The sequence below is a fragment of the Acidobacteriota bacterium genome, from assembly GCA_040752915.1.
Lineage (GTDB): Bacteria > Acidobacteriota > UBA4820 > UBA4820 > DSQY01 > JBFLVU01.
This window is the reverse complement of record JBFMHB010000001.1, coordinates 120,785-137,841: the sequence shown is the minus strand read 5'-3', so window position 1 is coordinate 137,841 and position 17,057 is coordinate 120,785. Positions and strand designations below refer to the sequence as shown.

Genomic DNA, 17,057 nt, shown 5'->3' with positions numbered 1-17,057 from the left:
GCGAAAAGGAAGGACGCACCCTATAAGGGCGATCCACCCTCCTCCGGACCCGGTTTGTCCGGCCGCCTGCGGGAATAGGCCGGGTGAAGGGGACGGTTTTTCCCTTTACCGTCATCGTTTTCCGGAGAGGTCCGGAAGGGGGTTGGCATGCGGGAGGAGTCTGGACGGGCCAAACGCGTCGCGGAAGGCTTGAGGGCTCTCTATCCGGACGCATCCTGCACCCTGTCCTTCCGGACGCCCTTTGAGCTCCTCGTGGCGACGATCCTGTCGGCCCGATGCCGCGATGAGCGTGTGAACCAGGTCACGCCGGCCCTGTTCGGGAGATGGCCTGGACCCGGGGAGCTGGCGGAGGCCGAGCCCCAGGAACTGGAAGAGATCGTTCGTCCCACGGGGTTTTTCCGGAACAAGGCCCGTTTCCTGAGGCAGGTCAGCCGCCTCATCGCCGAAAGGCACGGAGGAGCGGTGCCAGGGACCATGGAAGAACTGCTTCGGCTCCCCGGAGTGGCCAGGAAGACGGCCAACGTGGTTCTGGGAACGGGATTTGGAATCCAAGAGGGGTTCGTGGTGGATACGCACGTGGCGCGGCTTTCGAGGCGGCTCGGGTTGACGGCGCATCGAAGGTCCGAAGCCATCGAGGCGGATCTCATGGCCCGGTTTCCCAGGCGGGAATGGACGGCCCTCGGCCACCGGCTGATCCGGCACGGTCGGGCCATCTGTACGGCCCGGGTGCCCAGGTGCGGCGGATGCCTGTTGATGAGCGATTGTCCCCGAATCGGCCTCGGCCAGGAACGTCCTGCCGCCGGGCCTGTCTTCGGGAGAGAGCGGGCCAGGGAGGGCGCGGTCCGTCCCGAGGCTCAGGAGCGAGAGAGATGAGAGGACGAATCTACGACAACATCTCGCAGGTCATAGGGGATACGCCCCTCGTGCGCCTGAACCGGATTCCATCGGCGGACATGGCCGAAGTGTGCGTCAAACTCGAATCCCTCAATCCCGGCGCCAGCGTAAAGGACCGCATCGCGCACGCGATGATATCCGCCGCCGAGGAAGCGGGAACCCTCCTGCCTGGGATGTCCATCGTCGAGCCGACCTCCGGGAACACGGGGATCGGTCTCGCCATGGTGGCCGCGCAGAAGGGATACCGGCTGACCCTTGTGATGCCGGACACCATGAGTCTGGAACGGAGGCGGCTGCTCCAGGCCTTCGGCGCCCGGCTGATTCTGACTCCGGGAGAGAAGGGGATGAAGGGGGCCATCGCCGTGGCCCTCCGCATCGCCTCCGAAACGCCGGGGTGCTTCGTGCCCTCACAGTTCGACAATCCGGCGAATCCCTGGATCCACAGGAACTCGACGGCCCTGGAAGTACTGAGGGACACGGGGGGAAAACTGGACGCCTTCGTGGCGGGGGTCGGGACGGGTGGAACGGTGGCGGGCGTCGGGAGAATGCTCAAGGCCAGCCTGGGGCCATCGGTCATGGTCCTGGCGGTGGAACCGTCGGATTCGCCCGTGCTCTCGGGTGGAGAGCCAGGAAAGCACCGGATCCAGGGAATCGGAGCCGGATTCGTTCCGGACAACTACGACCCCTCGGTGGTGGACCGGGTCGTGCGCGTCGGGTTCGACGAGGCCCTCGAGGCGGCCCGCCGCCTCGGACTCGAAGAGGGCATCCTGGCGGGCATCTCCTCGGGGGCGATCCTTCACGCCGCCCTCGGGGTGGCCCGGGAGCTCGGGCCCGGGAAGCGCGTCGTGAGCGTCGTGTGCGATAGCGGCGAACGGTATCTCTCCACCCCGCTTTATCCCTACGAGGAGCCGGAATCCGCCGCCCCCTGACCCGTGGGCTCTTGAATCGGGCTCCCGCCTGGGCCTACACTTGCTACGGGGCTAGGCGCAATCGAGTCATCATGGGCCCGCGTCCCCGCCGAGGGGGGTGCGGACCCGGAGGGGCCCATGGGACATCGCATTCTGATCTTGGAGAGCGGAATTCCGGTGGTGCCGTTTGACCAGAGCCTCCTCCTGAGGAAGGAGCACGAGGTCCTACGCGCCGCGACGGGCGAGGAGGCCCTCCGAAAAATCTCGGAGGTGAGCCCGAGCCTCATCATCACGGACGACCGACTGGCCGACATGGAGGTCCGGGATTTCGTAAAGCAAGTTCGGCTCAACCCGGCGGGCCGCCACGCCGCCCTGATCCTTCTGAGCGGGAGCCCGTCGGCGGAGAAGCCGGAGGGGGTCAACACCGTCCTGCGAAAACCCGTCGTGGGGGGCGATTTCAACGAGGCCTGCCGCCGCCTCCTCTCGATCGCCGTGCGCAAGGACGCCCGCCTTCTGGTCTACGTTCAGGTGCAGGGGTACGTGCAATCGAGTCTGTTCCTGTGCAATTCCCTCAACCTGAGTGCCTCGGGCATCCTGATTTTGACCGCCCGGCGATTGAAGCTGGGCGACTCCATTCAACTCCAAATCACCCTCCCCCTCGAAAAGGACAAGGTGAGGGTCTCGGGCAAGGTGGTGAGGGAGGCTCGGGAGGTGGATTCGCGCCTCAACGCCTACGGGGTCCAGTTCGAGGACCTCGGCCCCGAAGACCGGCGCCGTATCCAGGCTTTCGTGGACGCGGGATTGAGGGGCGGCCTTTAGCCTCCCGCCCGCGGCCGGCGGTGCAAGGCCCCTGGGGCCGGGCGCTCCTCGTGATTCAGGACAAGGACTTGAGGGCGAGGCGGATCCACGTCTCGATGGGTCCGGCGGGCGCCTGAGCGCGCGCGTCGGCGAGGGCCTTTTCGGCTTGGGCGGTCTTGTATCCGAGGCTCTCCAGGGCCGTCAGCGCGTCCGTCAGTTCGCCGCCGAGGGTGGAGGTTGGGGTCCCCGGGAGGGAGATCCCGCCGAAATCGGACATCTTCTCCCGCAGTTCGAGGCAGATCCGCTCGGCGGTCTTCTTGCCCACGCGCGGGATGGACTGGAGCCTTCGGGTGTCGCCACCCCGGATGGCCGCCAGAAGCTCGTCAAACGTGAGTCCCGAGAGCACGGCCAGAGCCGTCATGGGACCCACGCCCTGAACGGCCATGAGTCTCCGGAAGGTTTCCCTTTCGGGGCGGGTGAGGAAGCCGAAGAGCAGGATGGCGTCGGCCCTCACCTCCGTGTGGATGTAAAGGTCCACCGTGTCTTCTTGGAGCCGCGTGAAGGTGGTCAGGGGCACCTGGACCTGGTAGCCCACGCCGCCCGCTTCCACCACCAGGCCGGAGGGCTCGCGCTCCAGGAGTTTCCCCCGGAGGCGCCCGATCATCTTGGGGCTCCGACGGACCCAAGCCGGCTCCGGGCCAGGGCGCAGATGGCCAGGGCGAGCGCATCGGAGGCGTCGAGCGGCGTCGGAGGCTTGGGCAAACCGAGGATGGCCTGGACCATTTTCTGGACTTGAACCTTTTCCGCCCGGCCGTAGCCGGTGACGGCCGCCTTGACTTCCGCCGGCGAAATCTCCAAGACAGGCACGCCCACCTGGGCGGCGGTCAACATGACGGCCCCTCGCACCTGCCCCAGTTTGAGCGCGCTCTGGGCGTTCTCGGCCATGAAGACCCCTTCGAGGGCCAGGACTTCCGGGTGGAATTCCCCGATGAGAGCGCGGAGCCTCTCGCCGATGAGGGCGAGCCGTTCGGAGTGGGGCAGATCCGGGGACAACCGCACGGCCCCGAAGGCAAGCGCCCGGTGGGCGGGCCCGCGTCCTTCCACGACGCCGTAACCGGTGCACCGGGAGCCCGAGTCCACCCCGAGCGCGATCATCCGGCCTCGAAAGCCTCCAGGTCCTTGTCGTCGATGTCGAAGTTGGCCCAAACGGCCGCCACGTCGTCGTTGTCCTCCAGGGCGTCCACCAGCTTGAGGAGGCCCTTCACCTGGTCCCCCTGGAGGCGGACGGTCAGGAGTGGGACGTACGCGGGCCTGGAGCCGGTGACCGGGAGGCCGGCCTTGACGAGCGCATCGTTCACGCTGTTGAGGGATTCGAAGGTTGTGACGACCGTGTAGGTATCGCCGTCGCTCTGAACATCCTCCGCCCCGGCCTCGATGGCGGCCTCGAAGACCTTCTCCTCGGTGAGCCCCTCGCCCGCCACGGTGATCTGCCCCTGCCGCTGGAAGTTCCGGGCAGCGCAACCGGGGACGCCCATGTTCCCCCCGTACTTGCTGAACAGATGGCGGATCTCGCCGGTGGTACGGTTCCGGTTGTCGGTCTGGACCTCCACCATGATGGCGACGCCGGCGGGCCCGAATCCTTCGAAGAGGATTTCCTCGATGGCCTCGGCGCCCTCGCCACCCGTCCCGCGGGAGATGGCCCTCTTGATGTTGTCGTTGGGCATGTTGATGGCCCGGCCCGCCTGGATGGCCGCCCGAAGCCGCGGGTTGTTATCGGGGTCGCCTCCGCCGAGCTTGGCCGCCACGATGATCTCTTTGGCGATCTTGGTGAACATCTTACCGCGCTTGGCGTCCTGGGAGCCTTTGCGCGCCTTGATATTGGCCCATTTGTTGTGACCGGACATGGGTTCCCTCTCCTCAGACCAGCGCCTATCTTATCACGGAAGGCCCCTCCCGCGTCACGGGGCGAGAACCCCGGGCCGCCCTCAGCCCCTCGGGTAGGAGAGGGCGTCCTTCAATCGGAAGAGGTCGCTGTCCCGGTCCACGAGGCGGATCTTCGTGAGCAGGGTTTCCGGATCGATGAGGTCGGCGAAGGGCACCGCGCGAATCTGGAACTGGTCCTCCACGCTCACCATGCACCCGAAGCGGCCTTCCTGATAAAGCCGGAAAGCCCCGTGGCCCAGCATGGAACCCAGGACCACGTCGAAGGAGATGGGTGGGGCCGTGCGCGTCTCGTATCCGATTTGCTTCGGATTGACTTTCTTGATCCGTCCCGTCCGCTCCGTATAAAGGGCCGCGGTCTTTTCCGCGAGGCTTCTGCAGAGTTCGGCTTTGCCAAAGTACACGTTCCCGTGGGCGTCCACCTCCCGGGGACGGTGGGATTCGCCGAGGCGGTCCGCGAGGCCCTCCGCGATGCAGATGAGTCCAGCCGTGCGCCCGGCCTTCTCCCTCCGGATGATCAGGTCCGCGAAACGGGAGGCGAGGGCATCCGGGTCCACGTCTCCGTCCACGTCCTCGGCGGCGAGGATGTCGCACGCTTCGCCCGCCACCCCCGCGGCGTAGGTGATCCAGCCGGCTTTGCGCCCCATGAGCTCCACCAGGAAGTAGGCGTTGGTGGAGTCGGCGTCGGCCTTCAGGTTGAGAAGGGCCTTCTGGGCGGAGTCCACCGCCGTCCAGAATCCGAAGGTCCAGGCGATTCCATAGTAGTCGTTGTCGATGGTCTTGGGGATGTGGATGGTGGGCATCCCGAGAAGGTGGAGGAAGTTGGCCGTCTTCAGCGTGTCGTCGCCGCCCATGGTGAGAAGGGCGCCAACGCCGTGGGCCTTCAGCCCGCTGACGATGGCGCGCAGCTTGGAGGATTTGGACGCGTCCTCAAGGTCGCCGCGGCTTCGAACGGACTTGCCGGGATTGGCCCGCGAGGACCGGAGGAAGATGCCCCGGTGGTTCCGGATCGTGGAGATCGAGTCGTCGAGGACGAGGTAGTCACGGCCGGGCTCGAGCCGGGACCCCTCGGACCCATCCCACCTCTCCAGGCGGGAGAACCCGTCGAGGAACCCCAGGACTCCGATTCCGTGGTCCAGGAAACCGAGAGCGGCCGCCGAGATGACGGCGTTGGCGGCAGGCGCGGGGCCGCCGGAAAAGACCATCCCCACCTTCGGGCCACCGGCGGGACCGGTGAACGAGGAGCCGACCATGGACGCACCTCCAAAAAGGCGAAACGCACGCCGCTGATGCCTGAGACCCGAGTATACGGCGGGAGCAGGCCTCCGGCAATGGACTGCGGCGAAGGAGCGTTTGGAGTATTCTAACGGCATATTTTTTTCGAGGAGATGGCGATGAACTGGGCCCACCTGCACCTTATCGTGAACCACGCGCCCGTCATGGGCGCGTTCTTCGTGCTGGCCCTGGGCGCGTGGGCCTTCGTCAGGCGAAGCGCCGAGCTACGGCGAGCCTCGCTTCTTGGCAGTTTCCTGCTGGCGCCCGCCGCCCTCCTCGCCTTCTTTTCCGGACGGGAGGCGGAGGAGGTTGTGGAAGATTTTCCGGAAATGCCCCACGCGATCTTGGAGGCTCACGAGGAGGCGGCCCTTGCCGCGCTTCTGGCGATGGCCGTCGCGGGCCTCGCCGCGGGGGCGGTTCTCCTCCTTCAACGGAAAGCGGAATCGCCGGGCCGGAGGGCCACCGCCCTCTGCCTCGTCCTGCTCCTGGCCGCCGCCGGCCTGGTGACCTGGGCCGCGAACCTGGGAGGGCAGATCCGCCACCCGGAGGTCCGAGGGGGGTTCTCCGCGCCGGAGAATCCCTTGGAGGATGGGAGGGGCAGAGATCGGAAGGGGAGGGACTAGTCCTGCCGGGAGGCCTCGGGGACCCTTGCCAGGGCCAGGTGGGCCAGGTTCTCTGATACCTCCAGGGCCTTCGGCAGCATCCGCCGCACGCGGTCCGGGGGATATCCGGCGGCCCGGAGGTCCTGCCCGAGCACGAGGAGCGAGGAGAATCGGCAGGGGATGCACCCGAATTGCGTGGCCTTCGAGAGGGACTCGGCCAGGGCCAGCAGGCTGTCTCCTTCACGGGAGGCGATGCCGTGAGCTTCGGCGGCGCCGTGGAGGGCGAATCGCACCGAGTCGAAGGCCGAGAGGGCGCTGTCGTAAACCCTGCCCTCGGAGGCCGAGCGGAGGCACGCCCGGCGGGCCTCGGTTGCCCGGTCCAACCACTGAACGACGCGATCGGCGGTACGGCTCTCGCGCACGGGGGGTTACCCGATCTTCTCCGGAAATTCGACGCGGAGGCGCTCGAAAAGGCCTTGGAGATCCTCGGGGATGACCCGGAGCTTGCCGAAGAGCGTCGTGAAGTTCGTGTCTCCGGTCCACCTGGGCACGATGTGGAAGTGCAGGTGGTCGATGATTCCGGCCCCGGCCGCCTCGCCCAGGTTGAGGCCCACGTTGAATCCGTGCGGGTTGTAAACCCGCCTGAGGAGGTGCTCGCAATACGCGACGGTCTCGATGGCTGAAGCCCGGGCCGCGGTGTCCAGGCCGGTGAGGGTGTCCACGTGGGCCCTGGGGACCACGAGGAGATGGCCGTTCGTGTACGGGAACTTGTTCAGGAGAACGGCCGTCGCGCCGTCGCGGTACACCACCAGGTTGTCCAACGAAGGCGGATCGGTAAAGGCCTTGCAGAACACGCACCCGCCGGCCTGCTTGTCGGGATCCTTCACGTATTGAAGGCGCCAGGGCGAAAAGACGATCTCCATGGTCGCGCCCCCGCAGAAATGGCCCCGGGCCCCGCCGGGACCCGGGGCGGCCGAGCGGCGGTGGGGGCGGGGAGCCCGCTGGGGCCCCCGCCCCGCGCGGGTTCAGTGACGGTTCACCGCTTCCTTGAGTTCCTTGCCAGCCCGGAAGTAGGGGACCTTCTTCCGTGAGACCTGGACCTTTTCGCCGGTCTTGGGGTTGCGGGCCGTGCGGGCCTCCCGCACCTTCATGCGGAAACTCCCGAAGCCGCGGAGTTCGACCTTCTCTCCGCTTTCGAGGGCGTCGGTCACGGCCTTGAAGATGGTGTTGACGATGATCTCCGCCGGTTTCTTCGGCAGGGTGGACTGCTTGGCCACCAGTTCGATCAGGTCAGCCTTCGTCATGACCTCACTCCTCTCCGTTCTTCTGGAACCCGCTGAAATCCAGGACGTCCCCGAGGCTCACCCGACCGTCCTCGGCCGGACGGTACTGCGGGTCGTCCTCACGCTCCCTCGCCTGGCGCTCGCGCCTCTGGCCTTCCTTGAGAGAGAGGCCGATGCGCTTTTCGTGGGGCTCGAGACGAATGATCTTGAAGGGGTAGCTCTGTCCGACTTCCACCACCTCCGAACAGCTCGTGATGTGCTTGTCGGATAGCTCGGAAATGTGGACGAGCCCCTCGACACCGTCGCCCAGGTCCACGAAGGCGCCGAAGTCCACGATCTTCGTGACGGCGCCGGGAACCACGTCGCCCACGTAGTGATTCTGGAAGAACTGCTCCCAGATGTCGGGCAGGAGGGCTTTGATGCTCAAGGAAAGGCGCTGGTTCACGGCGTCGATGTTGGTGATGACCGCCGAGACGTCGTCCCCCTTCTTCAGCACTTCGCTGGGATGGTTGATCCGCTTCCAGGAGAGGTCGGAAATGTGGACGAGGCCGTCCACTCCGTCGAGGACCTCCACGAAGACCCCGAAATCGGTGATGTTGCGCACCTTGCCGGTCACCCGATCGCCCTCACGGAAGGTCTCCGTGATGATGTCCCAGGGATTGGGTTCGGCCTGCTTGAGGCCGAGGGAGATGCGCTGGGCCTCCACGTCCACGTCCAGGATCACCACCTCGACCATGTCGCCCACGTTGAGGACGGCGGAGGGATGCTTGACCTTCTTGGTCCAGGACATTTCGGAAACGTGGATCATGCCTTCGATGCCGGGCTCCAGTTCCACGAAGGCGCCGTAGTTCGTCAGGGAGATGACCTGGCCCCGGACCTTCATCCCGATGGGATACTTGTCGCCCACGTTCGTCCACGGGGAGGGCTCGAGCTGCTTGAAGCCCAGCTGGAGTTTCCCCGTCTCTTCGTCGAAGTTCAGAACGAGGACGTCGATCTGATCGCCGACCTGGAACATCTCGGAGGGGTGGTTCACCCGCTTCCAGGACATGTCCGTCACGTGAAGCAGGCCGTCGATGCCGCCCAGGTCCACGAAGGCGCCGAAGTTCGTGAGGTTCTTGATGGTGCCGCGGAGGGGGACGCCCTGCTGGACGGCCTCGAGGATCCTTTCCTTCTGGACCGAGACCTTTTCTTCCAGGTAGGCTTTGCGGGAGAGAACGATGTTTCCGCGCTTGCGGTTCACCTTGATGACCCGCATTTCGACCTCCTGGCCCTTGAGGGCGCGGAGGTTGCGGATGGGCTGAAGATCCACCAGGGAGCCGGGGAGGAAGGCGCGAACGCCCACGTCCACCGCCAGGCCGCCCTTCACCCGGTCCAGGATGATGCCCTTGATGGGACGCCCTTCCTTGTAGGCGCGCTCCACCTCTTCCCAGGCCTTCATCTTCTGGGCCTTGACCTTGCTCAGAACCACGTGCCCGTTCTGGTCCTCCAAGCGCTCCAGGAAGACCTCCACCTCGTCCCCCGGCGCCACGGCGAGTTCGCCGCGCGCGTTGAGGAACTCCTCCTTGGGCACCACGCCTTCGCTCTTGAGACCCACGTCGATGAGGACGTCGGTGGGCGTGATGGCGACCACCCGGCCGCGGATGAGGTGCCGTTCGCTATGATCGGCCACCTGGGCCTTGAGGAGCGCCCCCATATCCACCTGGCTCTCTTCCCCGATGTTGTCGGAGTTCAGGTCGAGCCACTCCTGGGGCACCTCAAAGGGCGCACCTGGACCCTGATGGTCCCGTTCTTCCGTAACCGACATGTACGTGTACCTCCCGATCTTGGATTTGATCCCGCCCGAAGACGAAATCTGAACCGATTGTATCCCGGAACCCACCTGCTGTCAATGAGATGGGGTCGCCGGCGGGGGCAGGCCGGGAGGCCCCTGTCCGGGGCCGGCCGGGCCCGGGGCCTTCCAGGGGTTTACGAGGGGGGAATCCGAGGCCGCAGGCCCCGTCAATACTCGATGCCCTCGCGGGCCGGGACGCCCGCATCGAAGTAGTGTTTCACCTTCCTCATCTCGGTGACCAGATCCGCGGCGTCCAGGACGGACTGGAGTCGGGTCCGGCCCGAAAGGACGAGTTCCGCCTGCCCATCGCTTCGCCACGCATTCAGAAGGTCCAGGATGTCCTCCTCCCGGATGAGCCGGTACTGCTGGGCCGAGAGGACCTCGTCCAGGATCACCAGGTCGTGGTCCCGCGATCGCACGGCTTCCCTCGCCAAGGAGAGCCCGCGTGACGCCTCCTCGAGGTCGGGAGGCGTCACGCCGAAGCGGAAGGTCCCGTCGGGCCGTATCCGTTCGCAGCCGGTGGGGTCGAGTCTCAGGCGGGGCAGGGTACGGAGTACCTTCCGCTCGGCGTAGTGTTCGTTCGTGCCGTCGTACCCCTTGTCGAACTGGATCATCCAGACCCTTCGCCCCGCTCCGACAGCGCGGACCGCGAGGCCGATGCAGGCCGTGGTCTTTCCCTTGCCGTCGCCCGTGTACACGTGGAGGCGAGGCGCGAAGGGGTCACTGGAAACGGGGCCAGGCGCCATGTCGGGCCTCCTTCTGGTGGAGGGGCGAACGGGGGCCCGCTCATCTCACCCAGGCATCCCTTCCCCCCTTGGATGGGGCGGGAGCCCGACCACGAGGAGCTGGTCCCCCGGACGGAGGCCGTGCAGGGCGCAGAAGCCTCCGTTCACCTCGAGCACGTGGCGAATGGGGACGGAAGGGGCGTAGCTCGGACAGGGGTCGCCGGGACAGGGGGGCACGTCGGGAGAAATCTCGACGACGCGAAACCCCGCGTCCAGCCACACCAGGTCGAGAGGGATCTTGCAGTTCTTCATCCAGAAGGGTCGCGCCTCCTCCGTGTCGAACAGGAAAAGCATGCCCTCGTCGGGGGCGAGAAACTCCACGAACATCAATCCTCTCGCCTGCTCCAGGGGGTTCAGGGCGGGCTCCACCCGGACCGTGAATCCGTTGGGGAGGACCACCGTGGTCGGGGCGGGGGAGGGCGGAGGCGGGGACGCGGGCGGTCCCCCCGCGCAGGCGAGCCCGAGGGTGGCGATGGCGATCATCGCCCCCAGGCGGCTCAAGGCTGGGTGCGTGTCCACGAGCGCATTCTCCAGAAGTAGTGAACGCCCGAGTACACCGTGAAACAGGCGACACCCCACTTGAGCGCGGCCACAAAACGAGGGTCGAACCAGAAGGCGTTCTGGATCAGAACCGCCACGGCGTAGGAGATCTGGACGACGGTGGTGCACTTTCCCGGGAGCGAGGGCGGAAAACTCTTGATCCCGTGGGTCAGGTTCAAGATCAGGGCCAGGGTGACGATCACCACGTCCCTGGCGATGGTGAGGATGGGGACCCAGGCGGGAATGGGATGGCTGATGCCCGTCTCCGGAAGGGCGAGGGCGACGTAGGTGGCCGTGAGCATGAGTTTGTCGGCCATGGGGTCCAGGAAGGCCCCGAGCTCCGACCGCTGGTTGAAGAAGCGCGCGATAAACCCGTCCAGGGAGTCCGTGATTCCCGATCCAAGAAAGACCCAGAGGGCGAGGCGCGGATGCCCGTAGGCCACCGCGAGGATGAACACGGGGATGAGCGCGATGCGCAGGATGGAGAGCATGTTGGGAACGGTCATGCGCTCGCCCCGGCCCGGATGGCCGGCTCCCTCGGACTATTCCAGGACGTCTCCGACCTGGGCCTGGCCGCCTCCGTCCACCACCCCGATGGACAGGTGCTCGCCCACGATCTTGGTGATGGTCAGCGTTCCGATTCGAGACTTCTCCTGGCCGAGGACCTTTCCCGTGTCGGGATCGGTGATGGTCTCCCCCACCCGGAAGAGGCCGAACTGCTGTCCTTCGCGGATTCCGTCCGTACTGCCCAGATTGACGTAGGCCTTGCCGTCGCTCACCTTGGCCACTTTTCCGGAGACCAGGGCCGCGGCGCCGAGCCCCTCTTTGAGGCTCGACGCGCTGTTGACGATCTGCTGGGCCAGGCGGTCCACCGCCGGCTGGAAGATCTTACGCGCCTGGGACTCGTCCCAGTCCGTGCCGCCGCCGATACCGGCGATCCGGAGTTTCCCGAAGGAGTCCTTGCCCGATTCGCTGCCCGTAAAGAGGATCTCGGCCGTGGTCGTGTTGACCAGGCGGAGGCTGAGGGTGCCTTCGGCGGTCGTCTTGCTGGCGTCGACGCCGAGCCTGAAGAAGGCTTCCCCTCCGGCCTTGCGGATGGAAAAATCGGTGACGGCGCCCATCACCACGAGCTGGCAGCCCAGGAGTTTGCCCACCTTGACGGCGGTCTTGTCGTCGATGGCTCCGCTCAAGGAGAGCTCCTGCTCGGCGAGGACCGATTCCAGCTCTTTTCGCTCGATGACTCGGAACTGGCCGGACTGGACGAGCTTCTCCACCAGCCAGTCCTCGATGGCGGGCCCCAGACGCCCGTGGCCGTATTGGGACTCGTTCCTGATCTTCAGCACGGCGATGCGGGGCTTCTGGGCGAAGGTCGCCAGGGATGCGGCCGAGAAGGCGAGGACGAGCGACAGGGCTACGAGGCGTTTCATCGGGATTCCTCCTAAGGGCCCAGGATAGCGGTCCTAGAAAGCCACTGTCAAACGGTTGGCGCTCTGGGAAGTGACCTTGGCCCTGGGCCAGAGCTTTCGAATCTCCTGCGCCAGATCGGAGGCGTCTCCTTGCATGGACACGTGGAGCGTGGCGCGGGCCCCTTCCGAGCTTCGAAGGATCGCCTCCTGAACGCCGCGGGCTTCCCGCTCCAGCCGGGCCGCCACCTCCGCGGCCCGCTCGGGCGTCACGCCATCGATATCAAGCAGAAGGGCCCGGGACGAGGAGGATTCGCGGGCCCACTGGGACGTGATCTGGCGGACCAGGTCGCCTCCCGCCACGGTGGCCGCCTGGCGGGCCGCCTCCTGGTATCCGGCCTCGCCCACGTGGACGGAGGTGCCATGTCCCGAGGCGGTGGCCAGAATCTCCCGGGTATCGGCCTTTACCGCCTTCAGGTTGACCGACGCCTGGTAGGAGGTCAAGTTGGAGCCCCTCACGCTTCCGCCGGCCCCACCGGAAGCGGCACCGAGGATGGCCACCTCCGCTCCGTAGCGTCGAAGGAGGTCGGACTGGGCGCCCTGATCCATGGACCAGAACCCTGCGCCTCCCGCCTCGTCCGGAGTCTCCACAAGGAGGAAGCCCTTTTCCCTCAGCACCTTCTGAACGAAGGCCGCGACGGTCCCGTCGTCGTTCTTGAGCACCACCGCGACGCGGGGCATCTTCATCCGCCTCAGAAGGAGCCCGAGACCACCGAGGTCGTCCGCCAGGCTGCCCTCCCGCACCTCCGCCTCCACCTGAACCGTGTAGATATTGGAGTCCCGGTCGGCGTTCTCGGAGAGAATCGAGTAGTTGGAGACGTAGCCCCTGGTTTGCGTGTAGATGCGGTCCGCCAGGAGCTGGTTGTTCTGAACCAGGGTCTCCGAGTCCACGAGCGTCCCGATGACCTGCTCGACGGCCGTGCGGAGAGCGGCCTCCACCGCGCGGTCGCGCGCCCGCGCGGCGTCTCCGGACAGGATGGCGGCCGTTCCCGTGGCCGTCACCCGGGACTGGGCGGAGGCGGCGCCGCCTCCCAAAAGCAAGAGAAGGAACGCCAAGAGTCCAGCCGATCGCTTCATGGAACACCTCCGTGCGTCTGCGCCGGGTCGGAGCCGGAGGACCGCCTCCCCCGAACGCGCAGGATGGGGATCTCTTCGCTCTTGCCCTTGACCCGGACCGGATCGAGGGGTTCGACCTCGTAAGTCTCGTACAACTCGGGGATGCGGGCCGCCAAGCCGGCCGGCACGATCACGTCGTCGGAAACGGCGAGGCCCTGGAGCCGGGAGGCCAGGTTCACCGTGTCCCCGATCACCGTGTAGGCGAAGTTGTTCCTGGAGCCGTTGTTCCCCACCACCACGGGCCCCGACGTAACGGCGATTCCGATGTGCAGCGGCGGTTTCCCCTCCCTGGAGAACCGCTCCCGGAGGGCCCTGGCGCGTTCCTGCATGGCGACGGCGCAGGCCAGAGCGCGGGCGGGGTGGTCGGGTTGCGTCAGGGGATCGCCGAAGAAGGCCAGGATTGCGTCTCCGATGAACTTGTCCAGGGTGCCGTCGAAGGCGAAAAGAACCTCCGTCATCTCGTTGAAGTACTCGCTGAGCAGGAGGCAGACGCGCTCCGGCGGAAGGTCTTCGGAGAGGCGCGTGAACCCGCGGATGTCGGAAAAGAGAATGGTCAGGTCCTTCCTTCGGCCTCCGAGCTGGACGACACCCGGGTTCCGAAGGAGCGTCCTGGCGATGTTCGGCGAGACGTACCGGCTGAAAAGGCCTTCCACCGCCCGGCGCTCGCTGTAGTCGCGGGCCCGGTGGTAGGCGAAGGACCCCCCCGCGAAGAGAAGCGCGCAAAGCGCCAGGCCCAAGATCGGAAGGGGCCTTCCCGCCCGCACGGCGGCGATGGCGCCCCACGCCAGGGAGGCGAAAACCAGGAACCAGACGGCCAGGGCCGGGCCGGGCCGGAGGGCAAGGGATGTGAGCACCGTGCCCAGGGCGGCCAGAAGGGCGAAAAGGGCCCAGGCCCATGGCCCGCGGACGGGTACGATTTCCCGGCCGGCCAGTAGGGCCTCCAGAGCCTGGCCATGGACCTCGACCCCCGCCATGGTGTGGCTCGAAAGGGAGGTCTGTCCCGGGTCCGCAAGCCTGGGGAGGGGGACGGAGAAAAAGTCGTGCTGGCTGGGGCGGGCGGAACCCACGAGGACGATGCGGCCCTTCAAGGCGGGGAGGGGCCCTGACCCCTTCAACGCCTCCAGAAAGGGGATCCGCGGCAGGGTTCCTTCACCGCCGAGGTAAGGGATCCACCATCCCGTGCCATCGGTGGCGAACCGCCTCTCTCCCAGGTGCAGGGTGTTCCCTTCCAGCCTCACCTCCGGCGGTCCCTCGGGAAACCAGTAAAGAAGAGCGCTTGCCAGGGCGAGAGGCGGGTGCCGGATCTTGAATCGGCCCTCCTGCGCCTCCACGTACGGAGCGGGGATTTTGCGGAAGATGCCGTCCGGATCGGAGAGGAGGTCGATGGAGCCGAGTCCGACGGCCTGGCGCCGAAACCGGTCCAAGGGATAGAGACCGTTGCCGGGGCTGCAGGCCAGGAGGCAATCCGCGCGCGCGAGAGCGCCTTCCAGGAGCGCGTCTTCGGCTTCCGTTCTTGGCTCGAGGAACAAAAAATCCAGCGCCACCAGGGCGGCGCCCGAAGCCCAGAGGCGATCCACGACAGCGGCGATGTCGGCGCGGCTGGGATTGCGTCCCCCCAAGGCCTGAAACGCGGCATCGTCCACCGCAACGAGCACCACCCGGCCGGAGGGAGGGTGCCTCCGCGTTCGGAGCAGGAGATCGTACAGCCTTCCCTCGCCGGGCGAGGCGATCCCCAGAGCGAGGGGGAGCGCCCCGAGGACGGTCAGAATCCCGCCGAGAATGAGTCCGCCCCGGCGAAAGCGGGGCCAGGCCAGCGCCACGGTACCCCCTTCAGCGTTCGGCGAGCCAGAGGTCCGAGGGTTTCGGGCGGAGGCCGCGACCCTCCACTCCGCCCACGTCGGGACGAACCACGATTCGGACCCGCCCCTCCGAGAGGGCCCCCGTTGCGGCTTCGGCCTCGCGCAGGCGGCGGGCCTCCTCCTCGGTGACGAGGATGTCGGCCCCGAGGGAGCCGGAGGCTCCCATTGCCTTCACCTCGATGGCCGCCTCCTCCCCCCGCGGACGGGTGGAGGGCGGCCGCTGCGCCCTTTCGATCCGGGGCAGGGCGGCGAGGGCGAGGGGGAGGGCGGGGGAGAGGTGCGGGTCCGTGAGGCGGAAGCGCCCCTGGGAGGCGGCCGGCCGGGTTACGTAGCGGGCGAGCATCCCTTCCCGGGCGCGCAGGGGTTTGATGGTCTTGATGCCGTAGACTTCCCTCCCGGCGGGATCCAGAATCCTCGGCTGCAGGGCGGGCCTCACTCCCGCCTCCCGGGCATCCACGGTGACCGTGGCGAAGGAGGAGAGCTCGCGACTCGGCGGGGGAGTCGGCTCGGCCCGCGGAGCAGGCGGGTCCGAGGGCGTTCTCCGGGGGGGCGCGGGTTCGGGCGGGGGCGCGGGGAGAGTGACCAGGGCCACCTCCGAAGCGAGGCCCTGGACGCCGTTGATGGGCACCTCGAGGGTCAGAACGTAGCGTCCGTCCCGGTCCCCCTCCGAAACGACCCGGCCTCCCGAGACGATGCCCCGGACCCGGGTCCGGAGCGCCTCAAAGGATTCGAGCCGACGCTCGGAGTCGACAGGAAGGCGCATGGCGATTCGAAGCGCCGCGGCCTGGGCTTTGAGAACGGCGACTCTCCGGGCATCCACACGGGCCTGGGCGGTGGAAGGTCCCGCGGCAGGAAGGGGGACCTCCGCTTCGGCCCGGATCCACCCCGCGTCCCAATCCACGCTCCCTCCGGAAACGGTTTCTCGATAGGGGGCTTCGGGGTCCACACCGCCCAGAGCGGCGAAGGTGACGGTGCAGGCAACGAGGAGCACCCTCTTCCAGGACGCGTCGTTCATGCATCCCTCCATGCGGTGGGAGTGTACCACGCGGGGGCTTTGGGTCCTCCTCAGGAGGGGGTCTTGAACAGGAGGATCTTCCGGCCGAGAAGGCGCAAGAACCCCTGGGTCTCCAGTTCCTTCAGCAGGCGGTTCACGGTCTCGCGGCTGGTTCCGATGAAATGGGCGATCTCCTCCTGGGTCGGCCGCGTGATCAGGATGGAGCCGTCGGCCAGCTGGCGCCCTTCGCGCTCCGCCAGTTCTGTGATGAAGCGCGCGAGGCGGCCGAAGGTGTCCATCAGAACCAGGCTGCCCACGCGCTGGGAGGTTTCCCGAAGCCTCTGGGAAAGGGTCCGGATGACGGAGAGGGCAAGGGAAGGATTGGAGGCGAGGGCCTCCAGGAAGCGTTCCCGGGAAAGCCACACGCAGTCCGTCTCTTCCACCGCCTGGACGGATGCCGAGCGGCGTTCCGCCGGATCGAACAGGGCCAGTTCGCCGACCAGTTCTCCGGGACCCAGGAATGCGAGCGTCACCTGACGTCCGTCCTTGCCGTTGATGTAACACTTGACCCGCCCCGAGAGGAGGATGTAAAGCGCCTCGCCCGGATCGCCCAACTCGAACAGGACTTCCCCGCGGCTGAAGGTGCGACGTTCCGAAAAGCGGAGAACCTCCTCCAGATGGGCTTCATCCAGCCCGCTGAAGCAGGTGATCCGTTTCAGCAGTTCCGTCTGGTCCAACGCTCACCCCAAGCGGCCGGGACGAGGGCCG

20 protein-coding genes are annotated in these 17,057 nt (G+C 66.9%); 4 read left to right on the top strand and 16 right to left on the bottom strand.

Going from position 1 to position 17,057, the window contains the following annotated elements:
• Window positions 1-147: 147 nt before the first annotated feature.
• From nth to AB1824_00640, 3 genes are all read left to right on the top strand, one after another.
• Window positions 148-873, top strand: coding sequence for an endonuclease III (gene nth, locus AB1824_00650; GenBank protein ID MEW5763457.1), 726 nt, complete (start codon window positions 148-150; stop codon window positions 871-873).
• The gene (cysK, locus tag AB1824_00645; GenBank protein MEW5763456.1) at window positions 870-1,823 is read left to right on the top strand and encodes a cysteine synthase A; all 954 of its coding nucleotides are present in this window, start codon (window positions 870-872) and stop codon (window positions 1,821-1,823) included. The genes nth and cysK overlap by 4 nt, the downstream gene beginning before the upstream one ends.
• Window positions 1,824-1,940: 117 nt before the next feature.
• Window positions 1,941-2,621, top strand: coding sequence for a response regulator (locus AB1824_00640; GenBank protein ID MEW5763455.1), 681 nt, complete (start codon window positions 1,941-1,943; stop codon window positions 2,619-2,621).
• 55 nt (window positions 2,622-2,676) lie between these two features.
• On the opposite strand, the gene ruvA is transcribed toward AB1824_00640, so the two are convergent.
• From ruvA to AB1824_00620, 4 genes are all read right to left on the bottom strand, one after another.
• Window positions 2,677-3,264, bottom strand: a complete 588-nt coding sequence (ruvA, locus tag AB1824_00635; GenBank protein ID MEW5763454.1) for a Holliday junction branch migration protein RuvA — start codon at window positions 3,262-3,264, stop codon at window positions 2,677-2,679.
• Window positions 3,261-3,755 carry a crossover junction endodeoxyribonuclease RuvC gene (gene ruvC / locus AB1824_00630; protein MEW5763453.1) on the bottom strand — a complete coding sequence of 165 codons (495 nt, stop codon included), beginning with the start codon at window positions 3,753-3,755 and terminating at the stop codon, window positions 3,261-3,263. The genes ruvA and ruvC overlap by 4 nt, the downstream gene beginning before the upstream one ends.
• Window positions 3,752-4,504: a YebC/PmpR family DNA-binding transcriptional regulator gene (locus tag AB1824_00625; GenBank protein ID MEW5763452.1), complete on the bottom strand. Its 753-nt coding sequence runs from the start codon at window positions 4,502-4,504 to the stop codon at window positions 3,752-3,754. The genes ruvC and AB1824_00625 overlap by 4 nt, the downstream gene beginning before the upstream one ends.
• A gap of 81 nt (window positions 4,505-4,585) precedes the next feature.
• Window positions 4,586-5,794, bottom strand: coding sequence for a 6-phosphofructokinase (locus tag AB1824_00620; protein ID MEW5763451.1), 1,209 nt, complete (start codon window positions 5,792-5,794; stop codon window positions 4,586-4,588).
• A 141-nt stretch (window positions 5,795-5,935) separates the two neighbouring features.
• Here AB1824_00620 and AB1824_00615 point away from each other — a divergent pair, with 141 nt between their 5' ends.
• A complete protein-coding gene (locus AB1824_00615) occupies window positions 5,936-6,439 on the top strand; it encodes a hypothetical protein (GenBank protein MEW5763450.1) in 504 nt (167 codons plus the stop codon).
• Here AB1824_00615 and AB1824_00610 read toward each other — a convergent pair.
• From AB1824_00610 to AB1824_00555, 12 genes are all read right to left on the bottom strand, one after another.
• Window positions 6,436-6,840, bottom strand: a complete 405-nt coding sequence (locus AB1824_00610) for a hypothetical protein (GenBank protein ID MEW5763449.1) — start codon at window positions 6,838-6,840, stop codon at window positions 6,436-6,438. The two genes, AB1824_00615 and AB1824_00610, sit on opposite strands and share 4 nt — an antisense overlap.
• 6 nt (window positions 6,841-6,846) lie before the next feature.
• Complete coding sequence (locus AB1824_00605; GenBank protein ID MEW5763448.1) at window positions 6,847-7,341, bottom strand: HIT domain-containing protein; 495 nt, start codon at window positions 7,339-7,341, stop codon at window positions 6,847-6,849.
• Window positions 7,342-7,443: 102 nt separating this feature from the next.
• Window positions 7,444-7,722, bottom strand: coding sequence for an integration host factor subunit beta (locus AB1824_00600; protein MEW5763447.1), 279 nt, complete (start codon window positions 7,720-7,722; stop codon window positions 7,444-7,446).
• 4 nt (window positions 7,723-7,726) lie between these two features.
• Window positions 7,727-9,505, bottom strand: coding sequence for a 30S ribosomal protein S1 (locus tag AB1824_00595; GenBank protein ID MEW5763446.1), 1,779 nt, complete (start codon window positions 9,503-9,505; stop codon window positions 7,727-7,729).
• A 194-nt stretch (window positions 9,506-9,699) separates the two neighbouring features.
• On the bottom strand, window positions 9,700-10,278 hold the full coding sequence (locus AB1824_00590; GenBank protein ID MEW5763445.1) for a cob(I)yrinic acid a,c-diamide adenosyltransferase: 579 nt from the start codon (window positions 10,276-10,278) through the stop codon (window positions 9,700-9,702).
• 45 nt (window positions 10,279-10,323) lie between these two features.
• On the bottom strand, window positions 10,324-10,836 hold the full coding sequence (locus tag AB1824_00585; protein MEW5763444.1) for a DUF192 domain-containing protein: 513 nt from the start codon (window positions 10,834-10,836) through the stop codon (window positions 10,324-10,326).
• The gene (locus tag AB1824_00580) at window positions 10,815-11,363 is read right to left on the bottom strand and encodes a CDP-alcohol phosphatidyltransferase family protein (protein MEW5763443.1); all 549 of its coding nucleotides are present in this window, start codon (window positions 11,361-11,363) and stop codon (window positions 10,815-10,817) included. The genes AB1824_00585 and AB1824_00580 overlap by 22 nt, the downstream gene beginning before the upstream one ends.
• A gap of 36 nt (window positions 11,364-11,399) precedes the next feature.
• Window positions 11,400-12,284, bottom strand: coding sequence for a CsgG/HfaB family protein (locus tag AB1824_00575; GenBank protein ID MEW5763442.1), 885 nt, complete (start codon window positions 12,282-12,284; stop codon window positions 11,400-11,402).
• Window positions 12,285-12,317: 33 nt separating this feature from the next.
• Window positions 12,318-13,397, bottom strand: coding sequence for a flagellar assembly protein T N-terminal domain-containing protein (locus AB1824_00570; GenBank protein MEW5763441.1), 1,080 nt, complete (start codon window positions 13,395-13,397; stop codon window positions 12,318-12,320).
• On the bottom strand, window positions 13,394-15,256 hold the full coding sequence (locus tag AB1824_00565; GenBank protein ID MEW5763440.1) for an adenylate/guanylate cyclase domain-containing protein: 1,863 nt from the start codon (window positions 15,254-15,256) through the stop codon (window positions 13,394-13,396). Before AB1824_00565 ends, AB1824_00570 begins: the two co-directional genes overlap by 4 nt.
• A 10-nt stretch (window positions 15,257-15,266) precedes the next feature.
• On the bottom strand, window positions 15,267-16,310 hold the full coding sequence (locus AB1824_00560) for a hypothetical protein (protein MEW5763439.1): 1,044 nt from the start codon (window positions 16,308-16,310) through the stop codon (window positions 15,267-15,269).
• 50 nt (window positions 16,311-16,360) lie between these two features.
• Window positions 16,361-17,026, bottom strand: a complete 666-nt coding sequence (locus AB1824_00555; protein MEW5763438.1) for a Crp/Fnr family transcriptional regulator — start codon at window positions 17,024-17,026, stop codon at window positions 16,361-16,363.
• Window positions 17,027-17,057: the final 31 nt, after the last annotated feature.